This is a genomic window from Arthrobacter sp. 05T47, from assembly GCF_056395825.1.
In genome coordinates, this window is sequence record NZ_JBFTKG010000021.1 from 66041 (window position 1) to 80387 (window position 14347).

13 protein-coding genes are annotated in these 14347 nt (G+C 68.3%); 8 read left to right on the forward strand and 5 right to left on the reverse strand.

The annotated features are described in order from the left end of the window. The first annotated feature begins 21 nt into the window (after positions 1-21). Positions 22-729: a thiamine phosphate synthase gene (locus AC1DEY_RS15025; protein ID WP_476868631.1), complete on the forward strand. Its 708-nt coding sequence runs from the start codon at positions 22-24 to the stop codon at positions 727-729. Positions 730-799: 70 nt separating this feature from the next. On the opposite strand, the gene AC1DEY_RS15030 is transcribed toward AC1DEY_RS15025, so the two are convergent. Next, positions 800-1471, reverse strand: coding sequence for a ferritin-like fold-containing protein (locus tag AC1DEY_RS15030; RefSeq protein WP_476868632.1), 672 nt, complete (start codon positions 1469-1471; stop codon positions 800-802). Between the two features lie 41 nt (positions 1472-1512). Here AC1DEY_RS15030 and AC1DEY_RS15035 point away from each other — a divergent pair, with 41 nt between their 5' ends. The 3 genes from AC1DEY_RS15035 (at position 1513) to AC1DEY_RS15045 (ending at position 6020) form a co-directional block, all read left to right on the forward strand. Further along, the gene (locus tag AC1DEY_RS15035; protein ID WP_476868633.1) at positions 1513-3051 is read left to right on the forward strand and encodes an RNB domain-containing ribonuclease; all 1539 of its coding nucleotides are present in this window, start codon (positions 1513-1515) and stop codon (positions 3049-3051) included. 339 nt (positions 3052-3390) lie between these two features. Further along, on the forward strand, positions 3391-5139 hold the full coding sequence (locus tag AC1DEY_RS15040) for a DEAD/DEAH box helicase (protein ID WP_476868634.1): 1749 nt from the start codon (positions 3391-3393) through the stop codon (positions 5137-5139). A gap of 8 nt (positions 5140-5147) precedes the next feature. Beyond that, positions 5148-6020 carry a DNA-methyltransferase gene (locus AC1DEY_RS15045; protein WP_476868635.1) on the forward strand — a complete coding sequence of 291 codons (873 nt, stop codon included), beginning with the start codon at positions 5148-5150 and terminating at the stop codon, positions 6018-6020. Between the two features lie 95 nt (positions 6021-6115). Here the strand turns inward: AC1DEY_RS15045 and AC1DEY_RS15050 are convergent, their stop codons facing one another. Further along, on the reverse strand, positions 6116-6961 hold the full coding sequence (locus tag AC1DEY_RS15050; RefSeq protein ID WP_441407357.1) for a PHP domain-containing protein: 846 nt from the start codon (positions 6959-6961) through the stop codon (positions 6116-6118). 113 nt (positions 6962-7074) lie between these two features. Here AC1DEY_RS15050 and AC1DEY_RS15055 point away from each other — a divergent pair, with 113 nt between their 5' ends. After that, positions 7075-8658 (forward strand): aminopeptidase P family protein, encoded by a 1584-nt coding sequence (locus AC1DEY_RS15055; RefSeq protein ID WP_476868636.1) that lies wholly within the window; start codon positions 7075-7077, stop codon positions 8656-8658. Positions 8659-8789: 131 nt separating this feature from the next. Here the strand turns inward: AC1DEY_RS15055 and AC1DEY_RS15060 are convergent, their stop codons facing one another. Beyond that, a complete protein-coding gene (locus AC1DEY_RS15060; RefSeq protein WP_476868637.1) occupies positions 8790-9677 on the reverse strand; it encodes a YflT domain-containing protein in 888 nt (295 codons plus the stop codon). Between the two features lie 77 nt (positions 9678-9754). On the opposite strand from AC1DEY_RS15060, the gene AC1DEY_RS15065 reads away from it, so the two are divergent. Genes AC1DEY_RS15065 through AC1DEY_RS15075 form a run of 3 tightly spaced genes read left to right on the forward strand, consistent with a single transcriptional unit; the run spans position 9755 to position 12976 of the window. Beyond that, entirely contained in the window at positions 9755-11038 is a 1284-nt protein-coding gene (locus AC1DEY_RS15065) for a magnesium transporter MgtE N-terminal domain-containing protein (RefSeq protein ID WP_441407354.1), read from the forward strand. Then, a complete protein-coding gene (locus tag AC1DEY_RS15070; protein WP_476868638.1) occupies positions 11031-11837 on the forward strand; it encodes a DUF1003 domain-containing protein in 807 nt (268 codons plus the stop codon). Before AC1DEY_RS15065 ends, AC1DEY_RS15070 begins: the two co-directional genes overlap by 8 nt. Before the next feature lie 11 nt (positions 11838-11848). After that, positions 11849-12976, forward strand: a complete 1128-nt coding sequence (locus AC1DEY_RS15075; RefSeq protein WP_476868639.1) for an Mrp/NBP35 family ATP-binding protein — start codon at positions 11849-11851, stop codon at positions 12974-12976. Positions 12977-13003: 27 nt separating this feature from the next. On the opposite strand, the gene AC1DEY_RS15080 is transcribed toward AC1DEY_RS15075, so the two are convergent. Next, on the reverse strand, positions 13004-13393 hold the full coding sequence (locus AC1DEY_RS15080) for a twin-arginine translocase TatA/TatE family subunit (RefSeq protein WP_441407351.1): 390 nt from the start codon (positions 13391-13393) through the stop codon (positions 13004-13006). Between the two features lie 81 nt (positions 13394-13474). After that, the coding region (locus AC1DEY_RS15085) for a hypothetical protein (protein ID WP_476868640.1) at positions 13475-14347 on the reverse strand (873 nt) is incomplete at its 5' end.

Genomic DNA, 14347 nt, shown 5'->3' on the forward strand with positions numbered 1-14347 from the left:
TAGAGGAACTAGGCTGGTCCCATGAGCCAGGACCACCTCCACACCACCGCCCGCCTCTACTTGTGCACCGACGCCCGCAGGGACCGCGGCGACTTCGAGGACTTCGTGGACGCCGCCTTCGCCGGCGGAGTGGACATCATCCAGCTGCGCGACAAGTCGCTCGAGGCGGCCGAGGAACTGGAACTCCTCGAAGTCCTGCACGCCGCGGCGCAGCGCCACGGACGGCTGTGGGCCGTCAACGACCGGGCGGACATCGCCTCCCTGTCCGGGGCCCCGGTGTTCCATATCGGCCAGAAGGACATTTCGCTGGACGCAGCCCGCGGCTTCCTGGGCAAAGACGCCGTGATCGGCCTGTCCACCCACACCCCTGAACAGGTGGACGCAGCCGTGGCTGCTTCTCCCGGCCGCAAGGGACTGGACTACTTCTGTGTGGGGCCAGTATGGGCGACTCCCACCAAGCCGGGACGCGCCGCCGTCGGCCTCGACCTGGTGCGTTACGCCGCCCAGGCGACCGGCCAGGCGAACGCCGAGGGTGCCGGAAACCCCGACGGCCCGACGGAAAGCCTGCTGCCGTGGTTTGCCATCGGCGGGATCGACCTCGGCAACGTGGAGCAGGTAGTCGACGCCGGCGCCCGGCGGATCGTGGTGGTCCGGGCCATCACCGACGCCGACGATCCGGCCCACGCGGCCGGTGCACTGCTGGCGGCGCTGGACGCCACTGACTCCTGAACGCTGATTCCTGAACGCTGACTCCTGAGCAGGTTCCCCGCCATGAACCGGGCCGTCCCGGGCAGTGAACCTAGCCGGGGAGCCCCAGTCCCGCCATCCTTCGCGCGTGGTTCGCTGCGAGCTCGGCCGTCAGGCCCACCACCAGCGCCCTGGCGTCCGCGTCGTCCAGTCCCGACAGCCCGCCCAGGAATGCGTGCTCAAGGCTCACCCGCTGGGCATGGGTCAGGACCTCGCCCAGCAGGCGCCGGGCCCACAGCGCCAGGCGTGACGCCAGCCGGGGGTCATCGGCCAGGGCCGCCTTGAGTCGCTCCTGCAGCACACCCGTGGACTCGCCGGTGGAGCGGACCTGTGCGATCAGCTCCCGGGTCCCGGCGTCGACGTACACGCCGACGGCGCTGTAAAAGTCCGCGGAGACAGTGTCGATCACGTAGGCCTTCATGAGCGCTTCGTACCAGTCCGCCGGGCGTGTGCGCTCATGGAAGAAGTCCACCGAGGGCTGGAACGGCAGCATGGCAGCCTCCGTGTCCAGGCCCATATCCTCGAGCCGGGCCCGGATGAGTTCGTAGTGCTGGAACTCGGCCACCGCCATCCTGCCCAGCACGGCACGGTCACGCAGCGTGGGCGAATATCCGGCACTGGAAGAGAGCCGTTCGAAGGCGGAAAGCTCGCCGTACGCCATCACTCCCAGCAGATCCGCCAGGAAGCTGTTGTAGAGGGCAGGATCCTCCGGAGTTGCGCTCATGATCCAAGACTAATGGCGGAAATCGGGCTACCCTGATTTTCGTGTCCCATCATCGCCTGACCCCCAGTGTCCACGAGCAGCAGAACCAGCTGGCCGGGGCCCTCAAGGCGTTGCGCACCACGCTGGAACTGCCCGGCCCGTTCCCCGAGGACGTGCTGCGCGACGCCGCGGCGGCCGTGGCCGAGCACAAGCTCCCGGACCTGGACCTCACGCATGTCGAGTTCGTGACCATCGACCCGGCATCGTCCACCGACCTCGACCAGGCCCTGTTCATCGAACGGGATGACGAGGGCTACAAGGTGTTTTACGCCATCGCCGACGTCCCGTCGTTTGTCGCCCCGGGCGGGGCGCTCGACGCCGAGACCCGGCGCCGCGGGCAGACCTTCTACACCCCCGACGGAAGGATTCCGCTGCATCCGGAGATCATCAGCGAGGCCGCCGGCAGCCTGCTCGCAGGTCAGCTGTGCTCCGCGTTCGTCTGGGAGTTCGGGCTCGACGCCGCGGCAGAGGTGACATCGGTCCTTGTGCGCCGGGCCCGGGTCCGCAGCCGCGCAAAACTCAGCTACAAGGCCGTCCAGGCCGACCTCGACGCCGGCACGGCCACGCCCGTGCTGCAGCTGCTCAAAGAGGTAGGCATCAAGCGGGTGGAACTCGAACGCCTGCGCGGCGGGGCAAGCCTGAACATGCCCGAACAGGAAATCCAGCAACTGCCCGACGGCGGCTACCGGATCGTGGCGGCCCCGCCGCTGCCGGTGGAGGACTGGAACGCCCAGATTTCCCTCATGACCGGAATGGCGGCCGCCGCGCTCATGCTCCAGGGCAAGGTCGGCATCCTGCGGACCATGCCCGCCCCGGACGAGGCGTCGCTGCGGCATTTCCACCGCCAGACCCACGCCCTTGGCAAGCCCTGGGACGGAGAAATGGGCTACGGCGAGTACCTGCGGACCCTGGACCCCACCGACCCCCGGCAGCTGGCCATTGTGCATTCGGCCGGCATGCTTTTCCGTGGCGCCGGGTACACGCACTTCGACGGGACGGTACCCCAAGCCGCCGTACAGTCAGCCATCGGCGCCGCCTACGCCCATTCCACGGCGCCTTTGCGGCGGCTGGTGGACCGCTTCGTGCTGGTGATCTGTGAAGCCCTGAGCAGCGGCACCGAGGTTCCGGACTGGGCCCGGGCGGCCCTGCCGTCCCTTCCGGCGATCATGGGCACCTCGGACCAGCTCGCCGCAAAGCTGGAGCGGCTGGCATTGGACACCGTGGAGGCTGCCCTGCTGGTCAACCACATCGGCCAGGAATTCGACGCCGTGGTCATCTCCGGTTCGAAGCCGGCGAAGAGCACCACCGGCGGCGACGGGAACGGCAATGGGAACGGCGGCACGGCCGGCAAGGCGAACGGCAACGGGAACGGGGGCAAGTCCAACGGAAACGGCAACGGCCCGTCCGGGATGGTCCAGATCGCCGAACCTGCCGTGACCGCACGCTGCCCCGGCGACCTTGAACCGGGCACTCAAGTCCGGGTCCGGGTGGTGTCCTCGGACATCGCCACCCGCGAAATCCAGCTGGAGCTCGTGGGCTGACGGTCCACTGCCTGCGCCCTGACCGTCCCGTGCCGGGCGGGCTCCCGTGGTCAGTCCACGGGTCCGTTCATGGGTCCAGTCGAGGATCCGCCCGTGGTACAGCTAGACTGGAGAGGTAGAAATGGATGCCCGGTCGTTGATTTCCATGATTTTTGAATTCAACAAGCCCGCCCCTACGCGATCTTGAGATCCACCCGCTGGTCCCCAGTGCCAGCATTTAGATAGCCCGCGATCGGCTTCCACTGGATTTGCTTGCGCGCCCGAGCGTGCTCCGGAACGGCCAATGGCCGGCCCCGTTGAGCAAGCAGCGCAGCCCAAAATGAATAAGGAAACTCCCCTGTGAGTGAATTGCACACGCACCAGCTTCTGATCGATGATTCCGGCACGGAGACCATCGAGCCCGAAGAAACCATCATCTCGGACGAAAAGCCGCACGAGATTGCCGAAAAGACCTTCGCCGACTTCAACGTCCGTGCGGACATCGTGGAATCGCTGGCCGACGCCGGCATTACCCACCCCTTCCCCATCCAGGCCATGACGCTTCCGGTCGCACTGGCCGGGCACGACATCATCGGCCAGGCCAAGACCGGTACGGGTAAAACCCTCGGCTTCGGCATCCCGGCGCTGCAGCGCGTCGTGGGCCGTGACGACGCCGGCTTCGACAAACTGGCCGTTCCCGGCGCCCCGCAGGCCCTGGTGATCGTGCCCACCCGCGAGCTCGCCGTCCAGGTGGCCAAGGACCTCGAGAACGCCGCCAAGAAGCGCAACGCCCGCATCGCCACGATCTACGGCGGCCGCGCCTACGAGCCGCAGGTCGAGTCGCTGCAGAACGGCGTCGAAATCGTTGTCGGCACCCCCGGCCGCCTGATCGACCTGTACAAGCAGAAGCACCTGAGCCTGAAGAACGTCAAGATCGTCATCCTCGACGAGGCCGACGAAATGCTGGACCTCGGCTTCCTGCCGGACGTGGAAACCCTGATCGCCGGCACGCCCGCCGTCCGCCAGACGCTCCTGTTCTCCGCCACCATGCCCGGCCCGGTCATCGCCATGGCCCGCCGCTACATGACCCAGCCGACCCACATCCGCGCCGCGGACCCGGACGACGAAGGCCTGACCAAGCGCGACATCCGCCAGTTGATCTACCGTGCGCACAGCATGGACAAGGTCGAGGTCGTAGCCCGAATCCTGCAGGCCCGCGGCCGTGGCCGCACCATCATCTTCACCAAGACCAAGCGCACCGCCGCGAAGGTGGCCGAGGAACTCGTGGACCGCGGCTTCGCTGCGGCCGCCATCCACGGCGACCTCGGCCAGGGCGCCCGCGAACAGGCACTGCGTGCCTTCCGCAACAACAAGGTGGACGTCCTCGTGGCCACCGACGTCGCCGCCCGCGGCATCGACGTCGACGACGTCACCCACGTGATCAACTACCAGTGCGTCGAAGACGAAAAGATCTACCTGCACCGCGTGGGCCGCACGGGCCGCGCCGGCAACAAGGGCACGGCCGTGACCTTTGTCGACTGGGACGACATGCCGCGCTGGGGGCTCATCAACAAGGCCCTGGGCCTGAGCTACCCCGAGCCCGTGGAGACGTACTCGTCCTCACCCCACCTCTTCGAGGAACTCGACATCCCCGAGGGCACCAAGGGCCGGCTGCCCCGCGACAAGCGTGTGCTGGCCGGCGTCGACGCGGAGGTCCTCGAGGACCTTGGCGAGACCGGCAAGAAGAACTCACGCCCCAGCACAAAGGACAGCGGACGCTCCTCCCGCGACGGCGCACGCTCCGGCAGCCGCGACTCCCGTGAAGGCAGCCGCGAGAACCGCCGCAGCGGCGGCGCCCCGGCCGGCGAAAACGGCGGACGCCCGGCTTCGCGCCGTCGCCGTCCGGCCGCCACGGACTCCGCTTCCGCCGCCCCGGCTGAGGCTTCGGCCCAGGCCCCCGCGTCGGCCGCGTCTGCGCGGGCCGCTTCGGCCAGCGCTCCCACCGAGGTGGACCGTGCAACCCGTGCCCGCCGCCGGACCCGCACCCGTCGGCGCAACGGCGAGGTTGTTGCAGGCGGCGACGCACAGCCGAGCGGCGCCGAGGCCTAATCCCCTCCATGACTGACACCGTCTGGGCGCCGGACGGCAGCAACCTGGTGGTTCACGCGGACAACGCGGAATACCTCCCCACGCTGCCGGACGGCGCCTTCACACTGATCTACGTGGATCCGCCCTTCAACACCGGGCGGGTCCAGAAGCGCCAGGAAACCAAGATGGTGCTCAATGCCGGCGGCGAGGGCGACCGCGTCGGATTCAAGGGCCGATCCTATGACACGATCAAGGGCGCCCTGCACAGCTACGACGACGCCTTCAGCGACTACTGGTCCTTCCTCGAGCCCCGGCTCGTGGAGGCCTGGCGGCTCCTGGCCGACGACGGCACCCTGTACCTGCACCTGGACTACCGCGAGGTGCACTACGCGAAGGTCATGCTGGACGCCATCTTCGGCCGGGAATCCTTCCTGAACGAGATCATCTGGGCGTACGACTACGGTGCCCGGGCCAAGTACCGCTGGCCCACCAAGCACGACAACATCCTTGTCTACGTCAAGAACCCGGCGAAGTACCACTTCGACAGCGCCGAGGTGGACCGTGAGCCGTACATGGCGCCCGGGCTCGTCACGCCCGCCAAACGCGAGCTCGGCAAGCTTCCCACCGACGTCTGGTGGCACACCATTGTTTCGCCGACCGGCAAGGAGAAAACCGGGTATCCCACGCAAAAGCCGGAGGGGCTCATCCGCCGCGTGGTTGCGGCTTCGAGCCGGCCGGGCGACTGGTGCCTGGACTTCTTCGCCGGCTCCGGCACGCTCGGAGCGGTGGCCGCGAAACTCGACCGCAGGTTCGTGTGCGTGGACCAGAACCTGGCCGCCGTCGATGTCATGGCCAAGCGCCTCGCCGCGAAAGCGCAGTTCACGTCGTTCCCGACGCCCTGACACCGCCGGTTGCGCTATCACTTGTGGCTGCCATTCGGGGCTATTCCGGCCCCTGAGGGACGCTAAGTGATAGCGCAACTGGGTTCGGGGCAGCCTCAGCGCACCACGGACGAGCCGGTCCCCATGTCCTCGATGCGGGCAAAGACTTCCGGGCTGGTCAGGTTTTCGCCCAGCAGGTTCGGCTTCCCCGTGCCGTGGTAGTCGGAGGATCCCGTGACCAGCAGGCCGTATTGCTCGGCGATCCGGCGGAGGAACGTCCGGCCCTCCTCGGGATTGTCCCGGTGGTAGATTTCCAGGCCGGCCAGCCCGGCATCGATCATCTCCCGGTAGGTCTGCTCCCCCACGATCCGGCCGCGGGCAGAAGCGACGGGGTGGGCGAACACCGGCACGCCCCCGGCTGCGCGGACCAGTGCGACGGCGAGCGCCGGCTCCGGCGCATAGTGCTGCACCCAGTAGCGCGAGCGTCCGGTCAGGATGGAACCGAAGGCCTCGGCCCGGTCTTCCACCACGCCCGCGGCGACAAGCGCGTCGGCGATGTGCGGGCGGCCGAGGGTGGCGCCCGGCGCGACGTGGTGGATCACGTCGTCCCACGTCAGCGGGTAGTCCTCCGAGAGCAGGGTGACCATCTTCTGGGCCCTCGTGCGCCGGGCATCCTTGGACTTGGTGATTTCCTCAAGCAGCCCGGGATGCGCGGGGTCGTGGAGGTAGCTGAGCAGGTGGACGCTGATGCCTTCCGCCGTCCGGCACGAGATCTCCATGCCCGGGACCAGGGCGACCCCCGTTTTCCGGGCCGCGGCGGCGGCCTCGGCCCACCCGGCGGTGGAATCATGATCGGTCAGGGCCACGACGTCGAGCCCGGCAGCGGCGGCGGACGCAATGACATCGGCCGGTGCCTGGGTGCCGTCGGAAACGTTGGAGTGGGCATGCAAGTCAATCCTCACCTCACCAGCGTAGTAGATGGCCGGATCAAAGCCTCGGCCTCCACCGGCCCGGTCGCCCGGCGGCGGTGGCGCGCCGTTGGCCTAAGCCGCGGCGCTGGTGAGACTATGGGACGGTGAACGATGCAGATAACACCCTAATCTCCGCTTCCCAGCCCCTCGAAGAGCGCGTCAACAACCGCTCGCAGCGGCCCAGCTCGGACGCTTTCAAGGCCTTCATGGCCAGCAACTGGGCGCCGGCCACGCAGCAGCTCCCCGAACGGGACGCCGTCGCGGGTCACGCCGCAGCCAGGCGCCGCTCCATCTCAGGCCTGTTCAAAGGTGAACGCCTGGTCATCCCCGCCGGCCCGCTGAAGGTCCGCTCGAACGACTGCGACTACCGCTTCCGGCCGCACTCGGCCTTCGCGCACCTCACCGGCCTCGGCCTGGACCACGAGCCGGACGCGGTCCTGATCCTGGAACCGGTGGCCGAAGGTACGGGCGACGACGGCGGCAACCACCACGCCACCCTGTACTTCCGCCCGCTGGCCGGCCGCGACACCGAGCAGTTCTACGCCGACTCCCGGTCCGGGGAGTTCTGGATCGGCGCCCGCCCGACCCTGGAGGAGTTCAAGGCCAAGCTCGGCCTGGACACGGCGGACATCGCCGAACTCGAACTCGCCATCACCAAGAACGTCGGCGCGACCGAGATCGGCGGAATCTCCATCAGGCTGGTCCGCAAGGTGGACGAGAACATCGACGCCCTGGTTGACACCGCCCGCTACAACACGGCCAAGGACCCGGACAATCTTGACCTGAGCGTGCTGGACGCCCTGGACGAAAAGCTCAGCGAGGCCCTCTCGGAACTGCGCCTGCTCAAGGACGAGTGGGAAATCGAGCAGATGAAGACCGCCGTCGCCGCCACCGTGGCCGGCTTCACGGAGGTCGTCAAGGCGCTCCCCCGGGCGCTGACCCACCACCGCGGCGAGCGCGTGGTGGAAGGGGCGTTCTTCGCCCGCGCCCGTGAGGAAGGCAACGAGCTCGGCTACGACACCATCGCCGCGTCCGGCAACAACGCCACCGTGCTGCACTGGACCCGGAACACCGGCAAGGTCAACGCCGGCGAACTGCTGCTCCTGGATGCAGGGGTCGAGGCCGACTCGCTGTACACGGCCGACGTCACGCGCACGCTGCCGGCCAACGGCAAGTTCACCGACATCCAGCGCAAGGTCTACGAGGCAGTGCTCGACGCCGCCGACGCCGGCTTTGCCGCCGCCCAGCCGGGCACCAAGTTCCGGGACATCCACACCGCAGCCACCACAGTGCTGGCGGAACGCCTCGCCGAATGGGGCCTCCTGCCCGTCTCCCTGGAGGAAGCCGTCAGCACCGAGGGCCAGCAGCACCGCCGCTGGATGCCGCACGGCACCAGCCACCACCTCGGCCTCGACGTCCACGACTGCGCCCAGGCGAAGCGGGAACTCTACCTCGACGGCGTGCTCACGCCCGGAATGGTGTTCACGATCGAACCGGGCCTGTACTTCAAGAACGAGGACATCGGCATCCCCGAGGAATACCGTGGCATCGGCGTCCGGATCGAGGACGACATCCTCATGACAGCCGGCGGCCCGGTCAACCTCAGCGCCGCCCTGCCGCGCAAGGCCGACGACGTCGAGTCCTGGATGGCGGGCATCTACCTGGAAGCCGACAGCCAGACGCCGTAACGTCCGTCCTGCGGAGACGATAGAAGCGCCGAAAAAGGGAGGGTCCGCGTGGACCCTCCCTTTTTCTGTGGCTACTTTTCTGGAGCTACTTTTTATGTGGCTACTTCTCTGCGGCTACGGCGTGCCGCCAGTTAGGGCTGCTGGCCGTCCTGGCCCGGCGCGGGCTTGTCGCCGTCCGTGACCCTGACCCCGTATTGCGGGCGGCCGTCCGGGAGGTCCGGGTAGCTCACGCCGGACACCCTGCCGGCCGGGCGGACTGTCTCCTCCGCCGCACCGCCGGATGCCGCCGGGGCCTGGCCTGCGGCTCCTGCCTGCTGCGGCGCACCGCCCTGGTACTGTCCGGCCGGATCGTTGCCGGTCTCGGGCGCCCGCTGGCCGTACGGATCGTTCCAGCCCGCGGGGCGCTGCGGCGCGTGGCCCTGCTGCCCGGGCTGCTGCGGGCTGGGCTGCTGTGGTTCCTGCTGCCGGTAGTCGTGCTGGACGTAGCTGCCCGCTGTTGCCCCGGACGCGTCATGCGGCGTCATAGGGAGCTGGTGGAGCAGGCGCCGCGCCTCACCGGCGGCCTCGAAGGAGACCACCACGTCGTAGTTGGTCGCCACCACCTGGCTCGTAGACGTGAAGTCCCGCTTGCCGCGCTGCATGGCATACGTGACGATGCCAAAGAGCATGAAGAACGCGGCACCCATCAGCACGGACGTCACAATCGAGAAATAACCGGGGGTCGTGGAGAAGAAGGACAGCATCACGCCGACGAACAGGCCGAACCACATGCCGCTGAGGGCGCCGGACAGGGCCACCCGGGGATAGGTCAGCCTGCCGGTCACCCGCTCCACCATCTTCAGGTCGTTGCCCACGATCGACACCATCTGCACGGGGAACTGCTGGTCTGCCAGGTAGTCCACCGCCTTCTGGGCATCCAGGTAGGAGTTGTACGAACCGACGACGTCGCCTCTCGGGACGGCGCGGGCCTCGTCCGAGCCGGGGGCACCGGCCCTGGGAGCACCAAAAATGTTTGACATATGCCCATTCTCACCTATCCGACTGGTCTCCGGCTGGAAATTCAGCTAAAAGAGAGCAGACTCGGTAGCCTGTATGAGTGAGCACGAATCTTTCGCGAGTGTTTGTCGCGCGCCTCCTCGGCCTGGACGTTTTCGACCCATTGGGCGACCGTCTGGGCAGGCTGCGCGATGTCGTGGTGCTCTCCCGCGGGACCAGGGGTGCCCCGCACGTGGTGGGCATCGTCGTCGAAGTCCCAGGCAAAAAGCGCGTCTTCGTGCCAATGACCCGGATTACCTCCATCGACCAGACCCAGGTCATCTGCACCGGCCTGGTCAATCTTCGCCGTTTCGAACAGCGCGGCGCGGAAACCCTTGTGGTCGCCGAGATGTTCGACCGCCGGGTGACCCTCGCGGACGGCAGCGGCGATGCGACCATCGAGGACATCGCCATGGACCGGCACCGCTCCGGCGACTGGTTCGTCAGCAAACTCTTCGTCCGCCGCGGCCACTCGTTCTCGCCGCTGAGCCGGCTGCGCCGCAATGAAACCCTGATCATCGACTGGGCCGACGCCCGGCAAGGCGCCAAGACCGAGCCGCAGGCCGCCACCCAGTTCGTGGCCACACACGAGGACCTCAAACCGGCCGACTTCGCCGAAGCGCTTCAGGAAATGAGCGACAAGCGCCGCTTCGAGGTTGCCAGCGAACTCCAGGACGAACGGCTCGCGGACGTCCTTCAGGAGATGCGCGAGGGCGACCAGGTGGAAATCCTTTCCGCCCTGGACGTCAACCGCGCCGCCGATGTCCTGGAGGAAATGGATCCGGACGACGCCGCCGACCTCCTTGCCGAACTGCCCAGCGCCCAGGCGGAAGAACTCCTGCAATTGATGGAACCCGAAGGCGCCGAAGACGTCCGCCGCCTGCTCGAATACGACGAGGACACCGCCGGCGGGCTCATGACGCCGGTTCCGGTGATCCTGCCCCCGGAAGCAACCGTCGCCGAGGCACTCGCACACGTACGCCGGGAGGAACTCTCCCCTGCCCTGGCGTCCTCGATCTTCGTCGCCCGGCCCCCGCTGGAGACGCCGACGGGACGATTCCTCGGCGTCGTCCATATCCAGCAGCTCCTGCGCTATCCGCCGCCGGAGCCTCTGGGCAACCTGGTGGACAAGAGCCTGGAACCGGTCTCGGACCAGGCCCACATCAGCGAGGTGGCCCGTGCCCTGGCCACCTACAATCTCAACTCACTCCCCGTGGTCAACGACGACGGACGGCTTGTGGGGGCGGTGACTGTTGATGACGTGCTTGATCATCTGTTGCCGGACGACTGGCGCGCCCACGAGGACGACGCCCCGATAAGGAAGCTCGGAGGCCGCATTGGCTGATTCCACAGCACCACGGGGCTCCGGCACCCGTCCGGCCGGCAAGGCCTCAGGCGGGCTCGACACGCCGCTGAGCGGCCGGCAGCGGATCCTGCCCAATTTCCGTCCGGACCCGGACGCCTTTGGCCACGCCACGGAGGGCTTCGCCCGGTTTATGGGCACCCCCGCGTTCCTGATGTACATGACGGTGTTCTGCTTGTTCTGGCTGGGCTGGAACACGTGGGCGCCGGAGGAATGGCAGTTCGATTCACGGGCGCTGGGCTTCACGCTGCTGACCCTCATGCTGTCCCTGCAGGCCTCCTACGCCGCGCCCCTGCTGCTGCTGGCCCAGAACCGCCAGGACGACCGGGACAAGGTCTCGCTCCAGCAGGACCGCCAGCGGGCCGAGCGCAATCTCTCCGACACCGAGTACCTGACCCGGGAACTTGCGTCCCTGCGCATCGCGCTGCGCGAGGTCGCCACCCGCGACTACGTCCGCACCGAGCTGCGCAGCCTGCTCGAGGACATGCTGGAGGCCCAGGAGGAACTGCGCACCCACGATCCCTCCAACGGCGCCCACGAGACCCCGCGGGAAAAGGTCAAGGAGAAGCTGAAGGAGCGGCGCGACAAGCGCGGCCCCCGGACCCAGCAGATCCCCCGCGTCAAGGCCGGCGGAAAACGGGAGGACGGCGCCGCAAACCCGCCGAAGGGCCCCTCGGCGAACCCATCTGCGAACCCGCCGAAGGAGCCGTCAGCGGACACGTCAGGGGCCGCAGCCGATCCCGCCCGCCTGCCCGCACACCGCACCACCCCCGAAAGCTGAGCATCGCCCGCATGAGCACCCCGCTGGAGAAGGCAGTGCACAGCGCACTCGCCACCGTGATCGATCCTGAACTCCGCCGCCCCATTACCGAACTCGGCATGGTGGAGTCCGTGGAGATCGCCGACGGCGGCCACGTGCGGATCGTGGTGCTCCTGACCATCGCGGGCTGCCCGTTGCGCGGCACCATCACCGCCGACACCGAGGCGGCGCTGTCAGCCGTCCCGGGCGTCACCGGCGTCGAGGTGGACCTGAGGGTCATGACACAGGAGCAGCGCGACGCCCTCAAGGAGAGGTTGCGCGGGGCCGGCGGCCAGCGCGGCATCCCGTTCAACGCGCCCGGCTCGCTGACCAAGGTGTACGCCGTCGCGAGCGGCAAGGGCGGCGTGGGCAAGTCCTCGGTGACAGTGAACCTGGCGTGCGCCCTGGCTGCGCAGGGGCTCCGTGTGGGGATCGTGGACGCGGATGTGTACGGCTTCTCCGTTCCGGGGCTGATGGGCATCACGCAGGCCCCCACACGGGTGGACGACATGATCCTGCCGCCCGTGGCCTACGGGGTCAAGGTCATCTCCATCGGCATGTTCGTCACCGGTAACCAGCCCGTGGCCTGGCGCGGCCCGATGCTGCACCGGGCACTGGAGCAGTTCCTCACCGATGTCTACTTCGGCGACCTCGACGCCCTCTTCCTGGACCTGCCGCCGGGCACCGGCGACATCGCGATCTCCGTCGCCCAGCTGCTGCCCAAGGCGCAGATCCTCGTCGTGACCACCCCGCAGGCGGCCGCCGCGGATGTTGCCGAGCGGGCCGGTGCGATCGCCACCCAGACGGGCCAGACCGTGGCCGGGGTCGTGGAAAACATGTCTTACCTTGAGATGCCCGACGGCGGCAGGATGGAACTGTTCGGCAGCGGCGGTGGCGCCGTGCTCGCCGAGCGTCTCTCGGCCACTGTGGGTGGGGACGTGCCCCTGCTGGGCCAGATTCCCCTCGAAGTCCTGCTGCGTGAGGGTGGGGATTCCGGCGTGCCGCTGGTGCTGGGCCGTCCGGAGACGCCTGCGGCCGTGGCCCTGACCGGAATCGCCGGCAGGCTGGCGTCGGTTCCGCGTGGGCTCAAGGGCATGCCGCTGGGTCTGCAGCCCCGCTGAACGGAGCCCCGCTGAACGGCGGGAAGCCTAGGTCGCCTCTGAGTCGAAGGGCGCCGCTTCGCCTTCGGGCAGCCGTTCGACAACCCGGGCCTGGCGGTACTCCGCAGCCGCTGTGGCGGCTGTGGACACGGCGGCCGGGGCCCCGGAGCTCACCGGCTTCGAGTCGTCCTCGAGGAGCGCTTCCTTGATGATCCGGCGGGGATCGTACTGGCGTGGATCGTACTTCTTCCAGTCGACTTCATCGATATCGATGCCGACTTCTTCCTTGATCTGCTCCCGCGCACCGGACGCCATCCGGCGCACTTCCTTGACGATATTGGCAAGTTTCTGGGTGTATTCGGGCAGCCTGCTGGGACCAATCACCAGAAGGCCGATGATCAGCAGAAGTAAAAACTCCGGTCCATTGATTCCAAGCACTTTAGGAAGATTACCCTCTCGTTCGGGCTGGCGACGACTTCGCGAAGTCCCAATGCCGACCATGTCCTGCCCGGTCCTGCCTCACGGAGCCAGATGCTCCAGGATTCGGCTCAGTCCGCGCTCAATCCGCTCCGGAATTCCGTCGCGGGAGATTGCCACCGCAGTGCCGCTGCTGACCCGGGTGAGGGCGGTCACGCCGTCGTCCGCCTGCTCGGCCGGCAGGTCCGAAATGTAGGTGTACGTGGCCGCGTTCGTCTGGTAGATGGCCCGGTAGGGCGGCGTCGGATTGACCCACAGCCTGCCGGTGCCGGACACGCGGGCAGCCGACGGCGTGCCGGCTTTGGCCGGGGCGAAGCCGTCCGCGTCGGCTCTGTGCCCGGTCAGCACGTTGATGGGTGAATCTTCGGCCCGGGCCGGTGCGGTAGGCGTGCCGGGGGATGTGCCGGCCGCCTGTGACGGGGATACGTGTTGTTCGAGGACCGTTGCGAAGTGCTGGCCGTCCGTGAGGCGAACCTCCAGGACCTCATCCCCGGACATGACGCCGGCCCGGGCCCAGATGAGGTGGAATCCGAGGTCGCGAAGCTCCGGGCAGGTCCACCCCTGTGAGCGGAACACGGCCAGCTCCCCGGCGCTCAGGGTTCCGGTGGGGGTGAAGTCGGGCTCACCGCCCAGGCCGAGCCCGACACGGGGACCGGTTGCCTCGGTTCCGGGAACGCCGGCGGTGCCCGATCCGCTGGCGTCCAACATGTCCCCCGCCCCGAGCGGTGCGCCGCTGCCGGCCTGCCCGCCGGTCTCCGGGTGCGCGGCAGCGGAGGCGTCGGCGCCGTCGGCAGGGACCAATGGATCGCCTCCCATGGCGTAGCCGGTGCCGGCCACGAGGGCCAGGGCGGCGACGGCTCCGCCGACTGCCAGCGCCGGCAGCCGCAGGCCGCGGCGGCGTCCGCCGTGCGGGGG

Coding starts and splice junctions, on each gene's coding strand:
- AC1DEY_RS15025 (WP_476868631.1), top strand. CDS start 22: ATGAGCCAGGACCACCTCCACACCACCGCCCGCCTCTACTTGTGCACC.
- AC1DEY_RS15030 (WP_476868632.1), bottom strand. CDS start 1,471: ATGAGCGCAACTCCGGAGGATCCTGCCCTCTACAACAGCTTCCTGGCG.
- AC1DEY_RS15045 (WP_476868635.1), top strand. CDS start 5,148: ATGACTGACACCGTCTGGGCGCCGGACGGCAGCAACCTGGTGGTTCAC.
- AC1DEY_RS15060 (WP_476868637.1), bottom strand. CDS start 9,677: ATGTCAAACATTTTTGGTGCTCCCAGGGCCGGTGCCCCCGGCTCGGAC.
- AC1DEY_RS15075 (WP_476868639.1), top strand. CDS start 11,849: ATGAGCACCCCGCTGGAGAAGGCAGTGCACAGCGCACTCGCCACCGTG.